The sequence below is a fragment of the Meridianimarinicoccus sp. MJW13 genome, assembly GCF_014901205.1.
Lineage (GTDB): Bacteria > Pseudomonadota > Alphaproteobacteria > Rhodobacterales > Rhodobacteraceae > Meridianimarinicoccus.
The window spans coordinates 101,056-123,502 of the sequence record NZ_JACNMU010000001.1; the positions used below are offsets into that span (position 1 = coordinate 101,056).

General features: G+C 66.6%; 20 protein-coding genes. 13 read left to right on the plus strand and 7 right to left on the minus strand.

What is annotated here, in order from left to right; all coding sequences use genetic code 11:
* Positions 1 to 57: 57 nt before the first annotated feature.
* From H8B03_RS00370 to H8B03_RS00385, 4 genes are all read left to right on the plus strand, one after another.
* Entirely contained in the window at positions 58 to 435 is a 378-nt protein-coding gene (locus tag H8B03_RS00370) for a GtrA family protein (protein ID WP_193139130.1), read from the plus strand.
* A gap of 13 nt (positions 436 to 448) precedes the next feature.
* Positions 449 to 1,834, plus strand: a complete 1,386-nt coding sequence (locus H8B03_RS00375; RefSeq protein ID WP_193139132.1) for an SDR family oxidoreductase — start codon at positions 449 to 451, stop codon at positions 1,832 to 1,834.
* A complete protein-coding gene (locus tag H8B03_RS00380) occupies positions 1,831 to 3,456 on the plus strand; it encodes a GMC oxidoreductase (RefSeq protein WP_193139134.1) in 1,626 nt (541 codons plus the stop codon). The genes H8B03_RS00375 and H8B03_RS00380 overlap by 4 nt, the downstream gene beginning before the upstream one ends.
* 120 nt (positions 3,457 to 3,576) lie before the next feature.
* Positions 3,577 to 4,581 (plus strand): glycosyltransferase family 2 protein, encoded by a 1,005-nt coding sequence (locus H8B03_RS00385; RefSeq protein ID WP_193139135.1) that lies wholly within the window; start codon positions 3,577 to 3,579, stop codon positions 4,579 to 4,581.
* A 6-nt stretch (positions 4,582 to 4,587) separates the two neighbouring features.
* Here H8B03_RS00385 and H8B03_RS00390 read toward each other — a convergent pair whose 3' ends face one another.
* Positions 4,588 to 5,388, minus strand: coding sequence for an FkbM family methyltransferase (locus tag H8B03_RS00390; RefSeq protein ID WP_193139137.1), 801 nt, complete (start codon positions 5,386 to 5,388; stop codon positions 4,588 to 4,590).
* A 404-nt stretch (positions 5,389 to 5,792) separates the two neighbouring features.
* Between H8B03_RS00390 and H8B03_RS00395 the strand changes: the two genes are divergently transcribed.
* The gene (locus H8B03_RS00395; RefSeq protein ID WP_193139139.1) at positions 5,793 to 7,460 is read left to right on the plus strand and encodes a VCBS domain-containing protein; all 1,668 of its coding nucleotides are present in this window, start codon (positions 5,793 to 5,795) and stop codon (positions 7,458 to 7,460) included.
* 74 nt (positions 7,461 to 7,534) lie between these two features.
* Here H8B03_RS00395 and H8B03_RS00400 read toward each other — a convergent pair whose 3' ends face one another.
* The 3 genes from H8B03_RS00400 to H8B03_RS00410 form a co-directional block, all read right to left on the minus strand.
* Positions 7,535 to 8,698, minus strand: a complete 1,164-nt coding sequence (locus H8B03_RS00400; protein WP_193139141.1) for an MFS transporter — start codon at positions 8,696 to 8,698, stop codon at positions 7,535 to 7,537.
* 557 nt (positions 8,699 to 9,255) lie between these two features.
* Positions 9,256 to 9,867, minus strand: coding sequence for an enoyl-CoA hydratase/isomerase family protein (locus tag H8B03_RS00405; protein ID WP_193139143.1), 612 nt, complete (start codon positions 9,865 to 9,867; stop codon positions 9,256 to 9,258).
* Positions 9,864 to 10,619: an SDR family oxidoreductase gene (locus tag H8B03_RS00410; protein WP_193139145.1), complete on the minus strand. Its 756-nt coding sequence runs from the start codon at positions 10,617 to 10,619 to the stop codon at positions 9,864 to 9,866. Before H8B03_RS00410 ends, H8B03_RS00405 begins: the two co-directional genes overlap by 4 nt.
* Positions 10,620 to 10,733: 114 nt before the next feature.
* Between H8B03_RS00410 and H8B03_RS00415 the strand changes: the two genes are divergently transcribed.
* From H8B03_RS00415 to lpxK, 6 genes are all read left to right on the plus strand, one after another.
* Positions 10,734 to 12,257, plus strand: a complete 1,524-nt coding sequence (locus H8B03_RS00415; RefSeq protein ID WP_193139147.1) for a hypothetical protein — start codon at positions 10,734 to 10,736, stop codon at positions 12,255 to 12,257.
* A 110-nt stretch (positions 12,258 to 12,367) separates the two neighbouring features.
* Positions 12,368 to 13,717, plus strand: a complete 1,350-nt coding sequence (locus H8B03_RS00420) for a TldD/PmbA family protein (RefSeq protein ID WP_193139149.1) — start codon at positions 12,368 to 12,370, stop codon at positions 13,715 to 13,717.
* Positions 13,704 to 14,501 carry a 3'(2'),5'-bisphosphate nucleotidase CysQ gene (locus H8B03_RS00425; protein WP_193139151.1) on the plus strand — a complete coding sequence of 266 codons (798 nt, stop codon included), beginning with the start codon at positions 13,704 to 13,706 and terminating at the stop codon, positions 14,499 to 14,501. Before H8B03_RS00420 ends, H8B03_RS00425 begins: the two co-directional genes overlap by 14 nt.
* A 203-nt stretch (positions 14,502 to 14,704) precedes the next feature.
* Positions 14,705 to 14,950, plus strand: coding sequence for a DUF4170 domain-containing protein (locus H8B03_RS00430; protein WP_193139153.1), 246 nt, complete (start codon positions 14,705 to 14,707; stop codon positions 14,948 to 14,950).
* A gap of 8 nt (positions 14,951 to 14,958) precedes the next feature.
* Entirely contained in the window at positions 14,959 to 16,269 is a 1,311-nt protein-coding gene (locus H8B03_RS00435) for a 3-deoxy-D-manno-octulosonic acid transferase (protein WP_193139155.1), read from the plus strand.
* A complete protein-coding gene (lpxK, locus tag H8B03_RS00440) occupies positions 16,269 to 17,270 on the plus strand; it encodes a tetraacyldisaccharide 4'-kinase (protein WP_193139157.1) in 1,002 nt (333 codons plus the stop codon). The genes H8B03_RS00435 and lpxK overlap by 1 nt, the downstream gene beginning before the upstream one ends.
* 18 nt (positions 17,271 to 17,288) lie before the next feature.
* On the opposite strand, the gene H8B03_RS00445 is transcribed toward lpxK, so the two are convergent.
* Positions 17,289 to 17,909, minus strand: a complete 621-nt coding sequence (locus H8B03_RS00445; protein WP_193139159.1) for a DsbA family protein — start codon at positions 17,907 to 17,909, stop codon at positions 17,289 to 17,291.
* Positions 17,896 to 18,456, minus strand: a complete 561-nt coding sequence (locus H8B03_RS00450; RefSeq protein WP_193139171.1) for a DUF721 domain-containing protein — start codon at positions 18,454 to 18,456, stop codon at positions 17,896 to 17,898. The genes H8B03_RS00445 and H8B03_RS00450 overlap by 14 nt, the downstream gene beginning before the upstream one ends.
* An 81-nt stretch (positions 18,457 to 18,537) precedes the next feature.
* Here H8B03_RS00450 and mutY point away from each other — a divergent pair, with 81 nt between their 5' ends.
* Positions 18,538 to 19,602 (plus strand): A/G-specific adenine glycosylase, encoded by a 1,065-nt coding sequence (gene mutY / locus H8B03_RS00455; RefSeq protein WP_193139173.1) that lies wholly within the window; start codon positions 18,538 to 18,540, stop codon positions 19,600 to 19,602.
* Between the two features lie 79 nt (positions 19,603 to 19,681).
* Positions 19,682 to 20,680, plus strand: a complete 999-nt coding sequence (locus H8B03_RS00460) for an SLAC1 anion channel family protein (protein WP_193139175.1) — start codon at positions 19,682 to 19,684, stop codon at positions 20,678 to 20,680.
* Between the two features lie 55 nt (positions 20,681 to 20,735).
* Here H8B03_RS00460 and H8B03_RS00465 read toward each other — a convergent pair whose 3' ends face one another.
* Complete coding sequence (locus tag H8B03_RS00465) at positions 20,736 to 22,217, minus strand: NAD(P)/FAD-dependent oxidoreductase (protein ID WP_193139177.1); 1,482 nt, start codon at positions 22,215 to 22,217, stop codon at positions 20,736 to 20,738.
* Positions 22,218 to 22,447: the final 230 nt, after the last annotated feature.

The following is a 22,447-nucleotide window of genomic DNA, read 5'->3' on the forward strand; positions in this document are numbered from 1 at the left end:
CAAGGAAGGGACCACTTTATAGTCGTCCCGTTGGTACCTTTGCGGAAAGTGGCGAGTATGCGCAGTCTGATCACCTTTGGCTTCATGGGCGGGATCGTGACCTGTGTTCACATCGCCGTCGGCCTGTTCTGCGTCCACATCCTGCATATGGAAGCCTTTTGGGGCAATCTGGTGGCTTTCTGCACAGGGTTTTTTCTGTCCTATTATGGCCACCGGCATGTGACCTTCCGCTCGCAGGCGCAAGTTTCACGCTCGATGCCGCGATTCTTCGTGATCTCGGCGATCAACCTTGTCATCAGCCAGATGAGTGTCCTGATCATCGTCGACATCGCCGGGCTTTCCTATAATCTGGCGCTGGCAGTGATGATCGTGCTGGTCAGCAGCTTTGGCTATCTGGCAGGACGGTTCTGGGCATTCAGCGACGGTGAATTCTGAAGGAGACGGCGCCATGAAGCTTTTCGTGACGGGCGCCAGCGGCTTCGTCGGACGGCAGGTCTTGCGGCGTCTGGCGCAGCGGCCCCAGGTGAGCTGCACCCTGCTTCTGCGGGATCCGGCGGCCCTGCCCGACCTGCCCGCCAATTGCACCGCCATAAAGGGCGATCTGGACCGGCCTGACAGCTATCGCGCGGCCCTTGAAGGCGCAGACCGCGTGCTGCACATGGCCGCGCTGACCGGCAAGGCCGCGCCCGCAGCCTATGCCGCCGCCAACCAGCAGGCCACCGAAGCCCTGACCGGGGCCGCCAAGGCCGCAGGCGTCAAGGCCATAATCTTCGTCAGCACCATCGCCGCCGGCTATCCCGACAAGCGCCACTATCCCTATGCCCAGACCAAAGAGGCCGCCGAGACAGCACTGGCCGCCAGCGGTCTGCCGCACACCATCCTGCGCCCGACGCTGGTCTTCGGACCGGGCTCCCCCATTGCCGCGACACTGGGCAAGATCGCCGGGGCTCCGATCATCCCGCTGCCCGCGCGCGGCGGTCCTGTGGACGTGCAGCCGGTGCATGTGGACGACGTGGCCCGCGCCATCGACGCGCTGATCGACGCCGAGCCTGCGGGCGAGGTGCTGGATCTGGGCGGACCGGAGCGGCTGAGCTTTCGTGATTTCCTGACCCGGATGCATGCCGAGATCACCGGCAAGTCCCCGAAGTTCCTGCCGCTGCCCCTGACCCCGCTACAGGCCCTGCTGGCGGTGATGGAACCTGTCGCCCGCCCGGTCATGCCCGCCACCGCCGGGCAGTTCGCGGTCTTCGCCAATGATTCCGCCGCCCGCGACAACTGGCTGATGGATCGGCTGCGGCCCGAGATGGTGTCGCTGGAGGACATGCTGGCCGAGGCGATCTCGGGCGATCCGCCGCCGCCGCCCGCCCGCGCGCCCAGCAACACCACGCCCCCCGATCCCGAACCGCGCGACACGCTGGTGCAGGAATGCCGGGACATCAGCCGCCACCTGTGCGGCACCCTGCCCGGCCCGCAGGCCGAGGCCGCCTATCTGGACGGGATCGCCCGCTTCGCCCTGACCCCCGCACCGGGCAGCTTCGATGCGGCGGTTCTGCGGTTTTCCCGCCGCAGCCCGATGGCGCTGAGCCTGATGGACGGCTACACCAGCTTCTTCGCCCGCAAGAGCCTGTTTCGCCGCCGCCTGATCCTGCTGCTGGCCATCGTCGAAAAACTGCCGCCCACCGCGCGTGCGTTCCAGACCGTCCCCGCCGAGGGCCCGCTGCGCGCCACGCTGGTCACCGGCCTTCAGGGGCTGCGTGGCCTGGCCACCATCGTCGCGGGCGGGCTTGCCGCCCTGATCCTGTCGCTTCAAAACCGCGGCTCCGGCCCCGCATGAGCGTTCTGGTCGTCGGCGCCGGGGCCAGCGGCCTGCATGCGGTCCAGACCCTGCTGGCGCGCGGCGCGCAGGTGACGCTGGTGGATGCGGGCGGGCTGCACGCCGGCTATCCCCTGCCCGACACCCCGTTTTCGGAATTGCCCGCGGCACTGGACGATCCCGCCGCCTTTTTCCTGGGCGCGGATTTTCAGGCGGTGCATCTGCCCGACCCCGGGGGCGCGCGGGAATACTATGGCCTGCCGCCGTCCAAGGATTTCGTGTTCCAGCCGTCGCCGCAGCCGCGCGTGCTGACAGGCGACGGTTTCGCCCCGTTGCGCAGTTTTACCACCGGCGGGCTGGCCGAGGCCTGGACCGCCGGGGCCTATCCCTTCGATGCCGCCGATCTGGACAACTGGCCGATCACGGCGCGGGATCTGGCACCCTATTACGATCTTGTGGCGCAGCGGATCGGCATTGGCGGCGCGCCCGATGACCTGTCGCCACACCTGCCCTTGCACGACCACCTGCACGACCCGGTGGCCCTGGATCGCGCCAGCGCAACCCTTCTGGACAGCTACAGCACCCGGCGCACGGCCTTGCAAAAGGCCTTGCCCGGCTTCCGTCTGGGCCGATCCCGGCAGGCCACGCTGGCCGAGGATCGCGAGGACCGGCGCGGCTGCACCCTTTGCGGGCGCTGCCTGTGGGGCTGCCCGACCGGCGCGCTCTATACACCGGGGCAGACCTTGGCCGCATTGCTGGATCATCCCGGCCTGACCTACCTGCCGCATCTGGCCGCCGAAGCGCTGGAGGGCGACGGGACGGGCCGCATCGCCACCCTGCGTGTGCGCCGCCGAGACGGTGCTACCCTGCACCTGAAGGCCGACCACTTCCTGCTGTCCTGCGGCACGCTGGAAACCGGGCGGCTGGTGCTGCAAACCCTGGCCGAGCGCAATGGCGCAGCACCACGCCTGCACGGGCTGATGGACAACCGGCAGGTGCTGGCCCCCTTCCTGAACCTGGGCATGCTGGGACGCGGCGCACCGGTGGATGCCTATCAGTATCACCAGTTGGCCATGGGGCTGGCGGCCACCCCGGAGCGGCCCTATGTGCACGGCCAGATCACCACGTTTACGGCCGGCGACCTGCACCCGGTGCTGCAACAACTGCCGCTGCCCCTGCCCGTGGCCAGCGCGGTTCTGGCCCGGCTGCGCAGCGGTTTGGGCGTGGTGAACCTGAACTTCCATGACACCCGGCGCGATGGCAACTGGCTGACGCTGGAGCCCGGTGCCGACGGCCCGGTCCTGTCGGCCCGCTATCGCCCGCCCTCGGGCGAACGCCCGCGCATCCGCGCCGCGCTGCGCGATCTGGGCCGGGCATTCCGCATGATGCGCGCCCCGCTGGCACCGGGCATGACCCACATCCGCCCCATGGGCGCCAGCGTGCATTACACCGGCACCCTGCCGATGTCACAGGCCGAGACGCCGCTGACCACATCCCCCGATGGCGCCCTGCGCGGGTTCGCCAATGTGCATGTGGCCGATGGCTCGGTCTTTCCGGCGCTGCCCGCCAAGAACCTGACCTTCACCCTGATGGCCAATGCCGCCCGCGTGGCCGACGCGCTGCCGCTGGCGCAGCGCGGCTGAAAGGGAATGTAAAAATGCCGCTGATCTGTGGCTTGGGGAAGCGCCCGCAACCGACTAGAACGGATATGACGCGACGTCCATTCTGCGCGTCCAAGGTGTGTTTTCAGGAGGTTCCCAGGGGTGTCCGCTACGTCGACTAACCCAAGATCCCCGGCCCTATCGGTCGTCTCCCCTTGCTACAACGAAGAGGCCGTGCTGCCCGAGTTGTATCGCCGGGTCACCTCGGTATGCCGCGACACCGTGGGCGAGGATTACGAAATCGTGCTGGTGGACGATGGCTCCTCCGACCGCACCCGCGCCATGATGGAAGAGCTCAGCGCCGCCGATCCCCATGTGGTCGCGGTGATCCTGTCGCGCAACCACGGCCACCAGTTGGCCCTGACCGCCGGTCTTCAGATCGCGCGGGGCGACCGCATCCTGATCCTCGACGCCGATTTGCAGGATCCCCCGGAATTGCTGCCCAAGATGATGGCGCGCATGGATGACGGCGTTGACGTGGTCTATGGCAAACGGACCGAACGGCGCGGCGAGACCGCCTTCAAGGTACACTCGGCCCGCCTGTTCTACCGGGTGCTCAACAAGCTGGTCGAGATCGAGATCCCCACCGACACCGGCGACTTCCGCCTGATGAGCCGCCGCACGCTGGATACGCTGAACCAGATGCCCGAACATCACCGCTTCATCCGGGGCATGGTGTCGTGGATCGGGTTCCGGCAGGAGCCGCTGGAGTACATCCGCTCGGAACGACTGGCCGGAGAAACCAAGTACCCGTTTCGCAAGATGGTGCATTTCGCCGTCGATGCCATCGCCGGGTTCTCGGTTCTGCCGCTGAAAATCTCGTTGTGGCTGGGCATCATCTGCGCCGTGATCGGCGTGATGTTCATGGGCTACACGGTCTGGGGCTTCCTGTCGGGCAATGTGGTGCAGGGCTGGACCACCACCATGACCGCCGTGCTGATCCTTGGCAGCGGCCAGTTGATGATGCTGGGCGTGATCGGCGGCTACCTGGGGCGGCTTTACATGCAGTCCAAGAACCGCCCGCTCTACATCATCGACCAGATCATCTGCCAGCCGCAGGTCAACGCCGTGCGCGATGACGCGGACCGCGACGACCCTGCCGCCTGAGCCGGATCAGAAGGCCTTTGCCGGAAGCTGTTCGAACGGTTTGCGCGGCAGGCTGTCGAACCCCGGCAGGCTATCGTGCACATAGAAGGTGTCGTACAGCGAATTGCGCACGAAGTGATAGCCGTTGGCGAACAGGATCTCGTTCAACTCGGGCGTCGGGCGTTCCACCGTCAGTGTCAGGAACGTGTAGCGATCAAAGGGAAACTCCCGCAGGATCCGGGTTTCCGAGCCTTCCACGTCCAGGCTGAAATAGTCGATGACCCGGGGCGCGTCGTAGCGGTCGAAGATCTCGGCCAGCGGCAGGGTCTCCACCGACACGATCCGACCCTCCGCGCGGGCCTTGTCCAGCTCCATCTTGTCGAGGGCGTGATCGGCCTCCTCCACCACAAGGCTGGAGCGCTGGCCGTCAAGATAGAACTCCAGCTTGCCCGCCACCGGATCGACCGCCAGCGGCACGCAGGTACAGTCGCGCCTGGTCACCTCGGTCAGCTTCTTGTAGTTCACCGGGTTGGCCTCGATGCACAGACCGCGCCAGCCGTAGCGTTTTTCCAGCACGAAGGTATTGGCTTCCGAGAACCCGTCGAATGCGCCAAGTTCCACGAAGAACCCACCGGTCTTGCCCTTGAACACCTCGTCGATGACCCAGCGATCCTGCCCGCGGTCCGACATCCGGCGCGGCACGATCCCGAACCAGCGATAGCCGCTCCAGTACAGCAGGTTCTTCAGCCACATCACCGCAGAAAACAGCAGGTAGGCCACGCGCGCCAACCAGGAATGCCTGTCCAGAAATGCCGTAATTCCGCCCAAAATTGCCTCCGAAACAAATGTCGCCTTTTTCGCGCCGAACCCGCATCGACCACGCGTATGGCTACCACATATGTGCTTTGGGCACAGAGTGGCTTTTCCATACCCCCCCAAGCAAGGGGCCGACTTGACGCAAGGCCGAATGAACGGGATGTCCGGCCCCGAGGCAAGGCTGCGCAACTGTTCTGGTTAAGGCGGGATGCGCCGTCCGGGCCGCCCCTTTGCCCACCGAAATACTGAAAACAATGATCCTTGTCATAGGGTTAACCATCTCAACGGCGGTATAATCGGGATGTTGGGGTCCGATTGCACCGATTTTTATGCAGACATAGGAATACGTACAGCCGTCGGCCGAAAGTTCCCGAGTACCAGCGTTGCTTCACCACTTTGTTCGGGAGGATCATCTCATGTCTACCACAACAGGACTCACCATTGCCGGCACCCCGGCCAATGAAGACATTCACGGCACCCGGTCCGACGACATTCTCAGCGGCGGCGCGGGAAACGATACGGTGCGCGGGCGGCGCGGCGACGATCTGCTGATCTATGATGTCGCGGCCAACGCCGGGTCCCGCGACACTTATGATGGCGGCATCGGGTTCGACACCATCCGCCTGCTGATGACTTCTGATACCTGGGCCGACCCCCAGGTCCAGCTTCAGGTGGCCGCCTATCTGGCCTTCCTGTCGGCGGTGACCGACGGCCACACGCAGGACGCCGCGAAAGAGTTCTTCACCTTCACCTGCTTCGAGGGCCAGACCCTGCGCGTGAACCGCGTCGAGAAGCTGGAACTCTTCGTGGATGGCGTTGAGATCTCGCCCGAGGACGATCCCGTCGTGGCCAATGACGACACCGCCATGGTGACCGAAGACGGCCCGGTGCTGACCGGCAACGTCCTGACCAATGACAGCGTGCCCGATCTGGTCGGGGATGTTCTTCTGGTACAGGGGCCGGCCCTTGGCACCTTGGTGCTGAACGATGACGGCAGCTACAGCTACGCCCTCGACAACAGCAACCCGGCCATCCAGGCGCTGAACGACGGCGACACGCTGACCGACAGCTTCACCTACCTGGTATCCGATCTGGACGGCGACACCGATTTTGCCACCGTCAACATCACCATCAACGGCGCCGACGATGGGGTGTCAGGGGTGATGGATGTCGAAGGAGGATTTGAAATCTACACCGCCATCGACGGCACGCGCACGCAATGGGTCACGGTTGACCAAGGCCTGCAAGTCGGGCCACGGGGCGACGACTTCCTGATTGTGGCGACATATTCCGACCTATCGGGCGTTGACGCCAACATCAGGACAGTAGACTTCGACTATTCGGCGCAAGATGGATTGGGTCGGATCGAGGGCGTAGGCGGCACCGGAACTTTCAGTTTGAAATCCCTTGATCTGGTGAGATTCGAGGATACGGACGGCGACGGATGGTCGGTGACCTTTACCGGCTCCAATGGCGCCACCCATAGCATCACCGTACCAGGCACCGGCGCGCTGGAAATCGGAAGCCATGGCACCGTTGATTTCGGCACCATGTTCACAGACGTGGCTTGGGTCGACTGGGATTTCGACGGCAATCTGGACAACGACACCACCCGAGGCAATGATCAGGATCGTCTCTATATCGACAACATCGTCTTCGAGGATCTGCAGGGCACGACACCTTACCTTCAAAGCGGTGATCCCAATGTCATCGAGTTTGAGACCGGCGCACCCGTGGCCTCCGGCCAGCACGAAGAAGACGGATTTGTCTTTGCGGCTCTGGAGAACCACATCCATATCATTCATCAGCACGACGCTGATGCGGATCTCGAACTCCGCAGCAACTCGCCCAACAGAACCCATGTCCTCAGCCGGGCTGATGGGGCGGCTTTCGATCTGGAGTCGGTCGATCTGATCGGGAACTGGGGCGGGCTGACGTTCACCGCGTCCAATGGCGCGACGCACCACGCCCCCGTGGGATCAACCGGGCTGGTCACCTTTGATGACAGCTTCCACGACGTCGTCTCGGTCAGTTTCCTGACCGGTGCAAACGCCTTCATCCTGGACGACATCTCGATCGCCTGATCACCGGCGTCCCCCAGTGGCTCCCGCCTCCCCCCGGCGGGGGCCACATTTCTGTCCCCGCCCAAGACCCGTGCCTAGCCCGTCGCCGAAACGTCCGTCGGGGCCGTCCTCAGCGTGCGCGCCAGCCCGACAATCAGCAGCGGCATCAGTGCCAGCAGCCCAAAGGCCACCCGCAACGAGGCCAGTTCGGCCACGAAGCCGATCACCGGCGGCCCCAGCAGGATGCCGCCGTAGCCCAGCGTCGCGACACTGGCGATGGCCGCCCCGGGCGCGATATCGGGATCATTGGCCGCGCGCGAGAACGCCAGCGGGAAGATCAGCGCATACCCAGTGCCAAGGATCACGAACCCCAGCAGGACCATCCAGAAACTGCCCGAGAACACCACTGCCAGCGTGGTGCCGAAACAGGCCGCCAGCCCGGCCAGTTGCGCCGACCGTACCGTGCCGAACCGCAGGATGATCCGGTCGCCCATCAGCCGCACCGCCACCATCGCCACCGAGAACGCGGCGAACCCCAGCGCCGCGCGCGCCTCGTCGACACCTGTTGAAACAACAAGGAAAATTGCGCTCCAATCCGCCATCGCGCCCTCGCCCATGGCCGAGCAGAAGGTCATCAGGCCGACCGCCAGCAGCGCGCCGCGCGGCAGGGCAAACACCGGGCTGCCGGCAGTGGTCGCGCGTCTGGGCGATTGCCAGCCGATGTTCCCGGCCCACAGGCAGATGGCGGACATGGCCCCGCCGACCAGCAGGAAATGCGCCTCCGGTCCCAGTCCCGCCTGCACCGCCAGATAGCCCGAGCCGGCGCCAACCCCGGCCCCAAGGCTGAACATGGCATGGAACGACGACATGATCGGGCGGCCGATGTGCCGCTCGACCTCTCCGGCCCAACTGTTCATCGCCACGTCCAGCCCGCCGAACAGCGCCCCGCACAGCAGCAGGGCCACGGCCAGCATCCAGATCGAAGGTGCCAGCCCGATGGCAAACAGCGTCAAGGTATAGACCGCGCCCAGACCAAGACTGACCCGCCCCGCGCCCAATGCATCCGACGCCCGACCCGCCAGCGGAAACGCAACGATCGCGCCCGCCGCCAGCAACAGCAGCAACAGGCCCAGCGTGCCGGGACCAAGCCCATGCTTGTCGGCAATCGCCGGAATCCGCGAGGCCCAGACGCCGTAGAGCCCGCCATTGAGGAAGAACAGCGCGTTCACCGCGCGCCGTGGCGTGCGCAGCTCAGCCATGGATCACCTCGGACGTCATCGGCCCGCCATTCGGCACAGCATTTGGGCGGTCGGATTCAATCGGCAACATTGGGCACCTTCCTGCTTGGGGTCCGGCGTCCATGCACCAATCCGCCGCCGCTTGTCATCCCTGTAATGCTCGTGGTCGCGCCCGAGGGTCGAATCGGACGCTCTACCGCCACGATGCACAACCCGGCCGGGAAACAGTCCAGGCCCTCGCCTTTTACGCGCGCGCGTCTTTAACCACGCCAACAGCTTGGCCCGAGCCGGAAAACACACGCATACCGGGCGATTAGACGAAATTTCCGCGCGTTTGCAGGTAGTTGCCGAAACCGTCAGCGCCCGACAGATGACCGGCGCGTTAACTTTCCAGATCCGCGCCCCCTCGCCGAGCGACACCCCGCTTTTCTACACAGAAGACACCTTCGGTCGGGCGCTCTCCTTACCCTCAACTCTCAACTCCTGCCCGGCCGAGGGGTTCCGCATTGCCGTCCGACCCGCCAGACAGGGGGTCCGCGTCGCCGCGCTCTGGTGCCGATGCCACATGCGGGTGCGACTCAGGTCGCAAGCGCCTTGATGGCGGCAATGTGATCGGGCGCGGCAGACAGCGACGCTTCGGCCAGTTCGGCCACCGTGGCGCCCAGCGCCTCGCGCGGAACGATCCGGTCCACCAGCCCCCAGGCCAGCGCCTCCTCGGCCTCGACCTTCGCCCCGGCCAGAAGGATCATCTTCGCCCGCGCCGGTCCCACCAGCGCCACCAGCCGACCGGGATCCGACGGTTGCGGCAGAAACCCAAGCTTGGCCACCGGGTAGAAAAACCTGGCCCCCGGCACCGCGATCCGCAGATCACAGGCCAGCGCCATCCCGAAAGAGCCGCCCGCCAGCGTCCCGTTCAGCGCAGCGATGGTCAGGCAGGGCAAACCGGCGATGGCACCCGACAGCCGTTCCCAGACCGGATCGACCGCCAGACCGGCCTTGGCGGCCTCGATGTCGGCACCCGCCGAAAACACCTTGCCCGCGCCGGTCAGAACGAACACCCGCGCCTGTCCCCGCGCCTGCTCGGCGATCTCGGCAATGCGCGCCAGCATGTCGGGCGTGACGGAATTGGCCTTGTCGGGCCGGTTCAGGGTGACGGTCCAAAGATCGCCGTCCCGTGTCAGGTCTATCATGCGTTCAATCCTATGCGGTGTCGGATCGCTTCATCGCGCAGCGACACTTCGGTGCCAACCAGATCATCCGCCGCAGGTCCCGACAGCCAGACCAGCGCCTTTGCGGGCCATTCCGCCAGGATATGCTCGGACCAGTCCATCTGGCTCACCCGGTTCACGCCGCTGGCCTTGATCTGCACCTGCATCTCGGTGGCCACGGTGCCCGGTGACAGGCCGATGGCGCGCACCCCGGCTGCCCCGGCCTCAAGATGCACCTGCTCGGTCAGCATCTTCACGGCGGCTTTCGAGGCACAATAATGGCTCCACCCCTCCAGCGGCCGCGATGCCGCCCCCGACGAAATGGTCAGGATCGTCCCGTGCCCGCGCGTGATCATGCCGGGCAGCACCGCGCGCATGCCGTGATACACTCCCAGCGTGTTGATTTCCTGCACCTTGGCCCAGTCTTCGGGGTCGCTTTCGACCAGCCGGGCGATGGGCTCGATCACACCGGCGTTGTTGACCAGCACCTCGACCGGACCAAAGGTGGCCTCGGCCGCATCCACCGCCGCCGACACCTCCCAGTAACGCGAGACGTCGCAGGGCACCGCCAGGGCGGTCTCTCCGATCTCTCCGGCCAGATCCGCGATCGGTTCGCGCGATCGGGCCAGAAGCACCACATTTGCCCCCGCCTGGGCGAATTCCCGCGCCGCTGCCGCGCCAATTCCCCGGCTTGCCCCCGTGATCAGGACAGTTTTTCCAGAAACGTGATCCATGTCCTCTTTCCTCTGCCGCCGGGATGCCCCACCTTTCAGGCAGACATCATTCCGGCCGAAGTCTGGCCCAGCCTGACCCGGACTGCAACAAACACCGCCCGACAGAGGTTTTTCATGCCCGCACTTCGCACCGCCCCCGCGCGCCTTGCCCTTGCCGCGTTCCTCGCCTCCACAGCGCTTTCCGCGCAGGCCGAGATCACCCCGGACGCACTCTGGCAGCGCTGGCAGGACAGCATCGCCAGCGAAGGCCGCAGCGTCACCGCCGAACGCAGCCAGCCCGACGGCCGCACCCTGCGGCTGGACGGCGTCACCGTGACCCAACCCCTGCACGAGGGCGGCGCGTTGACCGCGCGGCTCGACACCATCGCCCTGCAGGACGGCGGCAACGGCACAGTCACAGTCGTCATCGCACCGGGGCAGGAACTGCACATCGCGACCCAGGGCACCGACTCCCCGTCCGACGCTCTGTCGGCCCGCTTCGATCTGGGCGGCGACGGGCTGACCCTGTCGGTGGCCGGCGACATCGCGGCGCCGGATTATGCCTTTGCTTCGGACAGCTTCCAGATGCGCCTGACCGAACTGGTACAGGATACCACCCCGCTGGAAGCCGCGGGCGACCTCACGCTGGACCGGCTTGCGGGCACCGTGGCGGGCACCGACCCGGCGGCGGGCGCGCCGCTGTCGACCCGCTTCACCGCCGGACGCGCCGCCATGACGCTGGATCTGACCGATCCGGCCACCGGCGTCACCTCCAGTTCAGCCACCGCGCAGCAGGATCTCGACGGCGCGGCCAGCTTCGAGCCCGGCACCCGATCCGGCACGTGGTCCGTGGCCGGCAGTTTCACCGCCGGGCAGGCCGAGACCCGCTCGTTGCAGACCAGCCCCGAGATCGGCCGGGTCGAAACCACCTCGCGCCAGGACAGCACCGCGGCGCGGCTGGCGGTGGACGCGACGCGCGCGTCCTATGATGTCACCGCGAAAGGGCTGGCCTTCACCTTTGCCTCGGACCAGTTTCCGGTCCCGCCGATCAATGTCACCCTGCCCGAAATGGTGGCGGCGCTGACGATCCCGATGGCCGCCGCCCCCGAGGCGCAGATCGCCCGGCTGGCCCTGAAGCTGTCGCAACTCAGCCTCGACGATGCCCTGTGGAACATGCTCGATCCCGGTCGCGCCCTGCCCCGCACGCCCGCCGATCTGGACCTGGACATCGAAGCCGACCTGATCGTGCGCGACACGGTCCAGACCCCGGCGCCGCCCGCGCCGGGCCTGTCTGCACAGGCCCAACCCGACATGCCGCTGCCCGACCTGCTGCCCACCGGCCTGCGGATCAACGCCCTGACGCTCGGCTTCGCGGGGGCCGAAGTCGCCGCCACCGGCGATTTCACGGTCAACATGATGGGCGATCCCCCCGCCCCCAACCTGACCCAGCCGGTGGGCCAGTTGAACGTCACGGCCACCGGCATCGTCACCCTGCTGCAACAGTTGTCGGCGGCAGGCCTTCTGGCCAGCGATCAGGCCATGGGCGTGCAATTGATGCTGGGCATGTTCACCACCCCCGGCGCGGACGACAGCCTGACTTCGACCATCACCGCCGAACCCGGCGGCGGGCTGGTGATCAACGGCAACCGGGTCCGCTGACCGGCGCTGCGCTGCGGGTTTGAAAACCCGGACCGAAGCCGCTACCTGTCTGGCAACCTGACCCGCGCGGGGCCGCCACCGGCTGCCCTGCGCCCGATCGAAAGAACCCCATGTCCCCGGACCGCCTTTCCGACCTGACCCAAGCCCTGCTCGATGCTGCCCGCAAGGCCGGCGCCGATGCCGCCGATGCACTGGCGCTGGACGGCACCTCGCTGTCCATCGGCGTGCGCAACGCCGCGCTGGAAGAGGCCGAACGCGCCGAGGGCACAGATATCGGCCTGCGCGTGCTGGTGGGCCAGCGGCAGGCCTGCGTTTCGGCCTCGGACACCTCCCCCGACACGCTGGCCGCCATGGCCGAACGCGCCGTCGCGATGGCGCGCGAAGCCCCCGAGGATCCCCATATCGGCCTGGCCGATCCGACGGAGCTGTGCCGCGACCGCGATGCCACCGGCCTCGACCTGGCCGATCCGGCGCCGGAACCCGCCCCCGATCACCTGCGCGACCTGGCCTGCCGCTGCGAAGCCGCCGCCCTGGCGCTGGACGGCATCGCGCAAGTGTCCTCGGCGCAGGCCACCTACAGCCGCCGCCGCGTGCATCTTGCCGCCAGCAACGGGTTTTCGGGCGGCTACAGCCGCACCGGCACCGGCCTGTCCTGCGTCGCCATCACCGGCACCGGCACCGGGATGGAGCGGGACTATTTCGGCGACATGCGCGTCTTCGCCGCCGACCTGCTCAGCCCCGAAGAGATCGGCACCACCGCCGCCGAACGCACGCTCGCCCGCGCCGGGGCGCGGCAGCCGAAAACCGGCAGCTACCCGGTGCTGTTCGACGAACGGATCGCGGCCACGCTGATCGGCCACCTTCTGGCCGCGGTGAACGGCACCGCCATCGCCCGCGGCGCATCCTGGCTGCGCGACGCGCTGGACCAACCGGTGCTGCCCGCCGGGCTGGACCTGATCGAGGATCCGCGCAAGCTTCGCGGCCATTCTTCGCGCCCCTTCGATGCCGAGGGGCTGACCGCCTCCCCGCGCGCCATCGTCAAGGACGGCGTGCTGCAGGGCTGGACACTGGACCTGGCCACGGCGCGTCGGCTGGGCCTGTCCAGCACCGCCAGCGCGGCGCGCGGCCCGTCGTCGCCGCCCAGCCCCAGCGTGACCAATGTCGCCCTGACACAAGGCCCGCACACCCCGGCCGAGCTGATGGCCCGGATGGGCACCGGGCTGCTGGTCACCGGGCTGATCGGCGCCACCATCAATCCCACCACGGGCGACTATTCGCGCGGTGCCTCGGGCCTCTGGATCGAAAACGGCGTGCCCGCCTACCCGGTCAACGAATGCACCATCGCGGGCAACCTGCGCGACATGCTGGGCCGCCTGATCCCGGCCAATGACGCACGTCCGCACCTCAGCCGCGTGGTGCCCTCGCTTCTGGTGGAGGGCATGACCCTTGCCGGCGCCTGACACGCGGCCCCCGACCGCACAGAAGGATCTGGACCTGCTGTGCCGGGCCGCCGAGCACGCCGGCGAAATCGCCCTGCAATTCTTCCGCCGCAACCCTAAAACCTGGGAAAAACCCGGCGCAGGTCCGGTGACCGAGGCCGACTACGCGGTCAACACCTACCTTGCCGAAACCTTGCAGGCGGCCCGTCCCGACTATGGCTGGCTCAGCGAGGAAACTCCCGACAGCACCGACCGCCTTGCCCGCGACACGGTGTTCATCATCGATCCGATCGACGGCACCCGGTCCTTTCTCGAAGGCAGCGGCAGCTGGGCCCATTCGCTGGCCGTGGCCCATCGCGGCCAGGTCATCGCCGGCGCGGTCCACATGCCCCAGCGCGGCTTCACCTTCACCGCCTCGCTGGGCGGCGGCGCCCGGCTGAACGGTGCGCCGCTGACCGCCAGCCCGCGCACCGCGCTGGATGGCGCGACACTTCTGGCCAACAAGTTCAGCGTCGCACCGAAATACTGGCCCAACGGACTGCCGCCGATCAAACGCCACTACCGTCCCTCGCTGGCCTACCGCCTCGGCCTGGTGGCCGAAGGCCGCTTCGATGCCATGCTGGTGTTCCGCGACACCTGGGAATGGGACATCGCCGCCGGCAGCCTGATCGCGACCGAGGCCGGGGCCAGCGTCTCCGACCGCCACGGCCACGCGCTGCGCTTCAACACCGAACATCCGGTCTCGTCGGGCCTGATCGCCGGCGGTCCATCCATCCACGACGCCCTGATGCACCAGCTGCGCTGAGCGCATCCCTTCCGATTTCTTCTTGGCACAAATACTCCCGCCGGAGGTGGCCCGTCGCCAGCCATACGCGGGCCATACGTTTTCCAGACCGTTTCCAGCCCCGGTTTGCGCCCCCGGTCCCGGCCCTGCGACCTGCCCACTTCTTGACCCTGTGCCGCAAATGCACAATGGTCGCCCGAACCGAAATCACAAAGGCTTTTGCCATGGCCCAGCGACTGCATCTCGTCTTCGGCGGTGAACTCGTCGATCCGTCCAAAACCCAGTTCAAGGACGTGGAAAACATCGACATCGTCGGCATGTTCCCGGATTACCAAAGCGCCTATGACGCCTGGAAATCGGCGGCGCAGCGCACCGTGGACAATGCCCATACCCGATATTTCATCGCCCATATCCATCGCCTGCGGGACGAAGAACTCGCGGCGTCCTCGACCGAAGAACTCGGCGACTGAGCCCGCCCATGGGCTTCGCGCCTGCCCTTTGCGCCTATCTGGCCTTTTCCTCCCACGCCACCGGCTATGGCAACCGGCTGCTGGCCCGGCGTCTGGCCGATGGCCGCGAATCCGCCGCGCGGATCGAGGAACGCAGGGGCGGCACGTCGGTCCCGCGCCCCGAGGGTCGGCTGATCTGGCTGCACGCCGCCTCGGTGGGCGAATCCCTGTCCCTGCTGGAAGTCATCAAGCGGCTCGGAGAAACCGATCCCGAGGTGAGTTTCCTGATCACCACCGGCACCGTGACCTCGGCCGATATCCTCGCCGCGCGCCTGCCGCCACGCACCACGCATCAATTCGTCCCCATCGACGTGCGCCCCTTTGTGCGCCGCTTCCTTGACCACTGGCAGCCCGATCTGGCGATCTGGACAGAAAGCGAATTCTGGCCGGCGCTGCTGACCGAAACCAGCAGGCGCGGCATCCCGCTGCTGCTGCTGAACGCCCGCATGTCGGCGCGCTCGGCCCGGCGCTGGCGCTGGATGCCCGGTTCTGCGCGCGCCCTGATGCGCTGTTTCACCGCCGTGCAGGCGCAGGACGACCGCACCGCCGCCGCCCTGCGGCGCATGGGCCTTCCGCGCGAGAAACTGGCCGTCACCGGCACCCTCAAGGAAGGCACCCCGCCGCCGCCCTGCGACGAGGCCGAACGCGCCCGGCTGGAAAAGCTGATCGGCGACCGTCCGATCTGGGTCGCGGCCTCGACCCATCCGGGCGAGGAAACACAGGTGCTGGAAGCGCATCGCACAGCCCGCCGCACCTCCCATCGCCTGCTGCTGATCCTCGTGCCCCGCCACCCCGAGCGCGGCGATGACATCCAATCCATGGTGCGGGCCGCGGGCTTCAGTGTGACGCGGCGCAGCACCGGCGAAGATCCGGCCCCCGAAACCCAGATCCTGCTGGCCGACACGGTGGGCGAGATGGGGCTGTGGTACCGCCTTGCGCCGCTCAGCTTCGTGGGCGGCTCATTGGTCGATATCGGCGGCCACAATCCGTTCGAACCCGCCGCCCTCGGCTCGGCCATCATCCACGGCCCGCATGTGCGCAACTTCCGCGATATCTATCAGCGGCTGGGGGCCTTCGGTGGCGCGCGACAGGTTGCCGACGCGCGCGAGCTGGCGCAAGCGGTCACCGATCTGATCCGCCCCGACCACCGCGCGCCGATGGCCTATGCAGCCTGGGAGATCAGCTCCAGCGGCGCGGATGTCACCGACAAGGCACTGGCCCTGATCCTGGACCATCTGCCCGGCGCGCCCGCCCGCCCGGATGGCGAGGACACCCCCTGATGCAGGCGCCGCGGTTCTGGCAAGGGTCGCCCGAACGCCCCGGCTGGCAGGCCCGGATGCTGGCCCCGCTTGGCGCGCTTTATGCGGCCGGCACGGCGCGGCGGTTGCGCAAGGGCACGCCGCTACGCCTGCCGGTCCCGGTGATCTGCGTCGGCAACCTGAATGCCGGTGGCACTGGCAAGACCCCCACGGTCATGGCCCTTGTCGAACGGCTGGGCGCGCGCGGGCTGTCGGCGGCCATCGTCAGCCGGGGCCACGGCGGCTCGGAAACCGGCCCGCTGCAGGTGGATGCCCGCCGCCACACCAGCACGCAGGTCGGGGACGAACCCTTGCTGCTGTCCGCCTTCGCGCCGACCTTCGTGGCCCGCGACCGGGCGGAAGGGGCACAACTGGCGGTCGCCAGCGGTGCGGATGCAATCATTCTGGACGATGGATTCCAGAACCCGTCACTGGCCAAGGATCTGTCCATTGTCGTGGTCGATGCGCGGGCCGGCTTTGGCAATGGCCGCACCATTCCGGCTGGCCCCCTGCGCGAACCGGTGGCAACCGGTCTGGCACGGGCCGACCTGCTGCTGTCCATCGGCGCCGAGGACGATCAGGCAGCGTTCGATACACAATGGGCAGCACAGATCCCGGTGCCACGGGCGCGCGCCCATCTGGCACCGCTGCAAACCGGCATGACATGGCAGGGGCTGCGGGTGCTGGCCTTCGCGGGCATCGGCATTCCCGAAAAGTTCTTCCGCACCCTGCGCAGCCTCGGGGCCGATCTGGTGCAGACCGTGCCGCTGGCCGACCATCAGGACCTATCGCCGGCCCTGCTGACCCGGCTGGAATCCGAAGCCAAGGTGCGGGGCCTGCAATTGGTGACCACGGAAAAGGATGCGGTGCGCCTGCCCGACCGGATGCGCGGACAGGTCCTGGCCCTGCCGGTGCGGCTGAGCTTCACCGACGAGACCGCGCTGTCCGAAGCGCTGGATCAGCTGCCGCGCAAGGCCCGCTAGCCCGGCGCGGCCAGCCCGTTACTTCGCGGCCAGCTTTTCGTCCAGAAGCGCCGCAAAGTCAGCGTAGCTCATGTTCGAATACAACTCGCCCTCGATCACGAAAGACGGGGTTCCCGAAATGCCGTCGGCCTTGGTGTTGGCATCGTTCCACGCCACCAGCGCCTGCGCCTTCTCGGCGTCCTGCAAGCAGGCGTCGAGTTGGTCGTTGCTCAGCCCCGAGGTGCGCCCGATGCGGCGCAGGTTGTCGGCGATCTGGGCCGGCTCTCCCTGGGTCCAGCTTTGCTGATCGGTATAGATCAGGTCGGCCACCCCGAAGTACCGCAACTGCCCGCCACAACGGGCCACCATCGCGGCCCAAAGGCCGTAGCGGTCGAAAAATACCTCGCGGTGGATGAAGCGGACCTTGCCCGTGTCGATGTAGTTCTTCTTCAACTCCTTGAAGGTGGTCGCATGGAAGTTGGCGCAATGCGGGCAGGTGAAGGACGCGTATTCGATCACGGTCACCGGGGCGTCCGGATCGCCCATGACCATGTCTTCGATCTCGGCGATCTCGGCAAAGGCCGGACCGGCAAGGCCAAGACCGGCGGTCAGGGCGGCCACGGAAACGAGGCCGGTGGCCAGAAAATCACGACGATGCATCAGGGTCTCCTTGGGGATTGCGGCGCGCATGAACACTCGCGCCAAGACCGGCCAGCGCCGCGCGCAAACCGGGATCAGAAATTTCGTCCGCCACTTCCGCGCCGCGCGCCTGCGCCTCGGGGCCCGGAGATACGGGCCGGTCGTCGACGCGCCGGGCCGGGCCGTCAAACCCTGCCTGCCCTTCGCCAAAGCCGGTGGCGGCGGTTTGGGTGATGCGGATCTGGGACACGGCGTTATAGCCGTAGCAGGCATTCACCCGGTCGCGGATCGCGGGCAATTGCGGTTGCAGCATCGGACCGGCGGCGCCGCGCGCCAGCAGGGTCAGGGTCGCGCCCATGCCCTGTCGCGCATAGCCGACCTTGACCGGGCGGCACAGGCGGGCAATGTCGGGGCCGACCACCTCGGCCCAATGGGTCACAAGGCGGCTGACCGCGAAGCCGCGGCTTTCGCTGGCGCGCTTGATCTGCGGCTGCACAAGGCCGCCCGCCTGGGCAAACCCCTTGCTCCACCGCGTCTTGCGCTTGCCATTGTATCCGCTTTTCGACATCAGGCCCTGTCCGCTTTCGCGCGCCATCCTAACTGAGCTGTACCCGAGGGCCAGACCCAAACCGCAGGAGCCGCCTGACAGTTGTGTGACCATCCTCTCTCTGACCGTCTGCTGGACTGGTACGACACCCACGCCCGCACGCTGCCATGGCGCGTGCCGCCGGAACAGTCGCGGCAGGGGCGGCGCGCCGATCCCTACCGGGTCTGGCTGTCCGAGGTCATGCTGCAGCAGACCACCGTGGCCGCGGTGAAGGCCTATTTCGATGTCTTCACCAAGCGCTGGCCGCGGGTGCAGGATCTGGCGGCAGCGGCGGACGAGGACGTGATGGCCGCCTGGGCCGGGCTGGGCTATTACGCGCGCGCCCGAAACCTGCTGAAATGCGCCCGCGTGATTGCCTACGAGCTGGACGGCAGGTTTCCCGACACCCGCGAGGGCTTGCAGGCGCTGCCGGGGATCGGCCCCTATACCTCGGCCGCCATTGCCGCGATTGCCTTCGACCAGCCCGCGACCGTGGTCGATGGCAATGTCGAGCGGGTGATGGCCCGGCTGCACGCGGTGCCGACCCCGCTGCCCGCCGCCAAGCCCGAGCTGACCGCGCGGGCGACCGCCCTGACGCCTCCGGACCGCTGCGGAGACTACGCGCAAGCGGTCATGGATCTGGGCGCCACGATCTGCACGCCGCGCAATCCGGCCTGCAGCCTCTGCCCGTGGCGTGCAGACTGCGCCGCCCATGCCCAGGGCATCGCCGCCGAACTGCCACGCAAGACCCGCAAGGCACCCAAGCCGATCCGGCAGGGCACCGCCTTTGTCGGACGTCGTGTCGACGGCGCATGGCTGCTGGAACGGCGCCCGCCCTCGGGCCTGTTGGGCGGGATGCTGGGATGGCCCGGCAGCGACTGGGCCGAAGATCCCGCCCCCACGCCGCCGCCGGCATCGGGGCACTGGACCCCCCTGACCGGTGAAGTGCGCCATACGTTCACGCATTTCCACCTGCGCCTGCGGCTTCAGGTGGCGCTTCTGCCCGACACCAGCACAGCGTCCCGCGGCCAGTTCATTTCGGGCGACGCCTTCGATCCCGACGACCTGCCCACCGTGATGGCCAAGGCGTTTCACCTGTCGCGCGACTGGTTCGACGGCTCGGACTGACCCGAGGCAATTCGGACACTGGCGCAGGGGCGCGCGCCCTTGCTATGGCAGGTCATATTCAAGGAAAGCAGTGTATCCCATGACCGAGCCCACACCCCCTGCCCCGCCTGTCGATCGTCCGGCCCGCTGGCCCATCGGCCTGTTTCCCGCCGTTATGGGGCTGTTCGGCCTGAGCCTTGCGGTGCAGGCCAGCCTAGCTGCCATGGGCGCCAGCCCGGCATTGTCCTGGCCCTTTGTGCTGCTGGGGCTGGCAGGCCTGATGGTGGCCGTCGGCGGCTATGGCCGCAAGTTCCTGCGTCATCGCGCGGCGGTTGTGGCGGATTGGAACACGCCGCTGAACCTGGTGTTCTTTCCGGCCATTGCCATCGCCACGATGCTGGCCGGAACCGCGCTGGTCCCGCTGCTGCCTGGTTTGGCCCGCTGGATCTGGATCCTCGGAGCCGTGGCGCAAGCGGGGCTGAGCCTTGGCGTGTTGTCGGCCTGGACCGGCCAGCGCGAGTTTCAATTGGCCCAGGTGTCGCCCGCGTGGTTCATCCCGGCGGTGGGCAATATCGTTGCCCCGATCGGCGGCGGACAACTGGGATTTGAGATGATCTCGTGGGTATTCATGGCGGCGGGTCTGGCTTTCTGGCTGATGCTTCTGCCGCTGGTGTTCCTGCGCCTTCTGACGCTAGGCCCGCCCCCGGCCCCGCTGCGCCCGACGCTGGCCATTCTGGTCGCCCCGCCGTCTGTCGGGGCGGCTGCGTGGATGTCAGTCACCGGGACAGTCGACACGGTGGCGGTGATCCTTCTTGGCATGGGGCTGAGCTTTGCATTGCTGGTTGCGGTGCGTATGCCGATCTATCTGAAACAGCCCTTCGGCCTGCCGCACTGGGGATTGACCTTCCCCTGGGCGGCGCTGGCCGCGGCCTGTATCCGCATCGGCAGCAGCCTTGAGGTTCCGGCGCTTGTCTGGCTTGGCAACGGGCTGACGCTGGCGCTGGCGGGGCTGATCGCATGGCTGCTGGTGCAAACCGGGCGCGCCTTTCGGGATGGGCGTCTTTTCGCGGTGCCTCCCGCTGCCCCGGCGACAACCTGAAACGCGAAAGGCCGCCCCTGAACAGGGCGGCCTTGTCACGACCAAGGAAATGAAATCAGGCGGCGGCCACGCTCTTTTGTGCGTCCGCGTCGTCTTCCTTCTTCAGCTCGAACTCTTCGTGATAGGACCGTTCGACGTTCACTTCCCAAACGTCATGATTGGCCCCCACGATGTTGCGCGCGGCATACATGGCCGACAGCATCGAGTGATCCTGGTTGTTGTAGCGGTGCAGGCCGTTGCGACCGACGGTCTGGAAGTTTTCCAGCGAGACGATCCAATCTTTCAGCACCTTCAGCACGTCCTGATATTCGCCGTCATAGACCGGATAGGCCTTGGGCTGGCGAATGATGGCCGCGTCGATCACCGTATCCGCCGAGGCAAGCCCCAGTTCGTCCAGTTCTTTCGATGCCAGTGCGCGCAACTCCTCGTCGGACATGGTCCAAAGGCCGTCGCCCTCCTGACAGAAATACTCCATCCCGATAGAGGCGGTGTTGGGATCCGGCACCATTTCCGGCGACCAGGCCGAGAAGTTCTGGATCCGGCCCACCTTCACCTGCGGACTGTGGATGTAAATCCAGTTGTCCGGGAAGGGATCGGCCTGGTTCAGCACCAGCGTCACGATCAGGAAATCCCGGTACCGCAGCTTGTTGGCCGCTTCGATCACATGCGGCGGTGGCGGCGGATCGAAGGCCAGGATCAGGTCGCGCAGCGCCATGGTGTTGACGAATTCGTCGCCCTCCACCAGTTCGGTGCCCAGATCGGTTCCATCCTCGGCCCAGCGTTTCACGTCGACACCGGTCACCCGCATGTCATCGCGATGCACTTTCACCACGGCCGAGCGCATGTGCACTTCGCCGCCCTGCTTCTCGACCAGTTCCGCGCAGCGTTCCCACATCATGCCGGGACCAAGGCGCGGATACTGGAATTCCTCGATCAGCGAGGCGGTGTCATTGGCGCCGGAAATCGCGTTCCAGACCGCCTTGAACAGCGACAGGTTCTTGATCCGCTGTGCTGCCCAATCGGCCCGGATTTCCTTGGGATCGATGCCCCAGACCTTCTCGGTGTAGCTGCGGAAGAAATGCATGTAGAGACGGCCGCCGAAACGGTTGATCACCCATTCCTCGAAGCTCTCTTCCTTGCGATACGGGCGGATCTGCCATTTCAGATAGCTGACCAGAATCCGGACCGTTTCATAGGGCCCGATATTGGACAGCGCGTTGAAGATCTTCAGCGGGTAGTCGAAGAAACGCCCGCGATAATAGATGCGGCTCTGGCGGGGGCGGGTGATGAAATCATCGCCCAGCACCTCGTGCCACATGGCCTCAACCTCGGTCACCTTCGTGAAGAACCGATGCCCGCCGATATCGAAGCGATAGCCCTTGTTCGACTCGGTCCGCGAGATCCCGCCGACAAGGTCAGAGCCTTCAAACACAACCGGTGTGTGCTTATTGCTGAGTTTCTGAAGTTCATATGCCGCCGTCAACCCTGCTGGACCACCCCCGACAACCACGACTTTTGAGGTATCAGTCTCACTCATTGTTCAGCCACCAATATTACCATCCCAAGCAACCAAGGAAATTCGACATATATCTAATGAAATTCCGCTGTTCTTTGCCATGCTAGTGAAACGTCCGCAGGTCCACCAGATAACCCCGTGCCGCAGGTCACGACAACAGGGATTGAGGACACGGACATCTGCGGATCTGGGTATGCCGGCCGTTCATCCCGTCGGCCATATGGCAACTGCCCCCACTGTTTACTCGTGTG

What these genes read in the sequence shown, in the direction of transcription:
- H8B03_RS00420 (WP_193139149.1), top strand. Translation starts at nt 12,368, where the DNA reads ATGTCCCCGGACCGCCTTTCCGACCTGACCCAAGCCCTGCTCGATGCT.
- lpxK (WP_193139157.1), top strand. Translation starts at nt 16,269, where the DNA reads ATGCAGGCGCCGCGGTTCTGGCAAGGGTCGCCCGAACGCCCCGGCTGG.
- H8B03_RS00460 (WP_193139175.1), top strand. Translation starts at nt 19,682, where the DNA reads ATGACCGAGCCCACACCCCCTGCCCCGCCTGTCGATCGTCCGGCCCGC.
- H8B03_RS00465 (WP_193139177.1), bottom strand. Translation starts at nt 22,217, where the DNA reads ATGAGTGAGACTGATACCTCAAAAGTCGTGGTTGTCGGGGGTGGTCCA.
- H8B03_RS00435 (WP_193139155.1), top strand. Translation starts at nt 14,959, where the DNA reads ATGGGCTTCGCGCCTGCCCTTTGCGCCTATCTGGCCTTTTCCTCCCAC.
- H8B03_RS00375 (WP_193139132.1), top strand. Translation starts at nt 449, where the DNA reads ATGAAGCTTTTCGTGACGGGCGCCAGCGGCTTCGTCGGACGGCAGGTC.
- H8B03_RS00450 (WP_193139171.1), bottom strand. Translation starts at nt 18,456, where the DNA reads ATGTCGAAAAGCGGATACAATGGCAAGCGCAAGACGCGGTGGAGCAAG.
- H8B03_RS00445 (WP_193139159.1), bottom strand. Translation starts at nt 17,909, where the DNA reads ATGCATCGTCGTGATTTTCTGGCCACCGGCCTCGTTTCCGTGGCCGCC.
- H8B03_RS00400 (WP_193139141.1), bottom strand. Translation starts at nt 8,698, where the DNA reads ATGGCTGAGCTGCGCACGCCACGGCGCGCGGTGAACGCGCTGTTCTTC.
- H8B03_RS00430 (WP_193139153.1), top strand. Translation starts at nt 14,705, where the DNA reads ATGGCCCAGCGACTGCATCTCGTCTTCGGCGGTGAACTCGTCGATCCG.
- H8B03_RS00415 (WP_193139147.1), top strand. Translation starts at nt 10,734, where the DNA reads ATGCCCGCACTTCGCACCGCCCCCGCGCGCCTTGCCCTTGCCGCGTTC.
- H8B03_RS00370 (WP_193139130.1), top strand. Translation starts at nt 58, where the DNA reads ATGCGCAGTCTGATCACCTTTGGCTTCATGGGCGGGATCGTGACCTGT.
- H8B03_RS00410 (WP_193139145.1), bottom strand. Translation starts at nt 10,619, where the DNA reads ATGGATCACGTTTCTGGAAAAACTGTCCTGATCACGGGGGCAAGCCGG.
- H8B03_RS00405 (WP_193139143.1), bottom strand. Translation starts at nt 9,867, where the DNA reads ATGATAGACCTGACACGGGACGGCGATCTTTGGACCGTCACCCTGAAC.
- H8B03_RS00395 (WP_193139139.1), top strand. Translation starts at nt 5,793, where the DNA reads ATGTCTACCACAACAGGACTCACCATTGCCGGCACCCCGGCCAATGAA.
- H8B03_RS00380 (WP_193139134.1), top strand. Translation starts at nt 1,831, where the DNA reads ATGAGCGTTCTGGTCGTCGGCGCCGGGGCCAGCGGCCTGCATGCGGTC.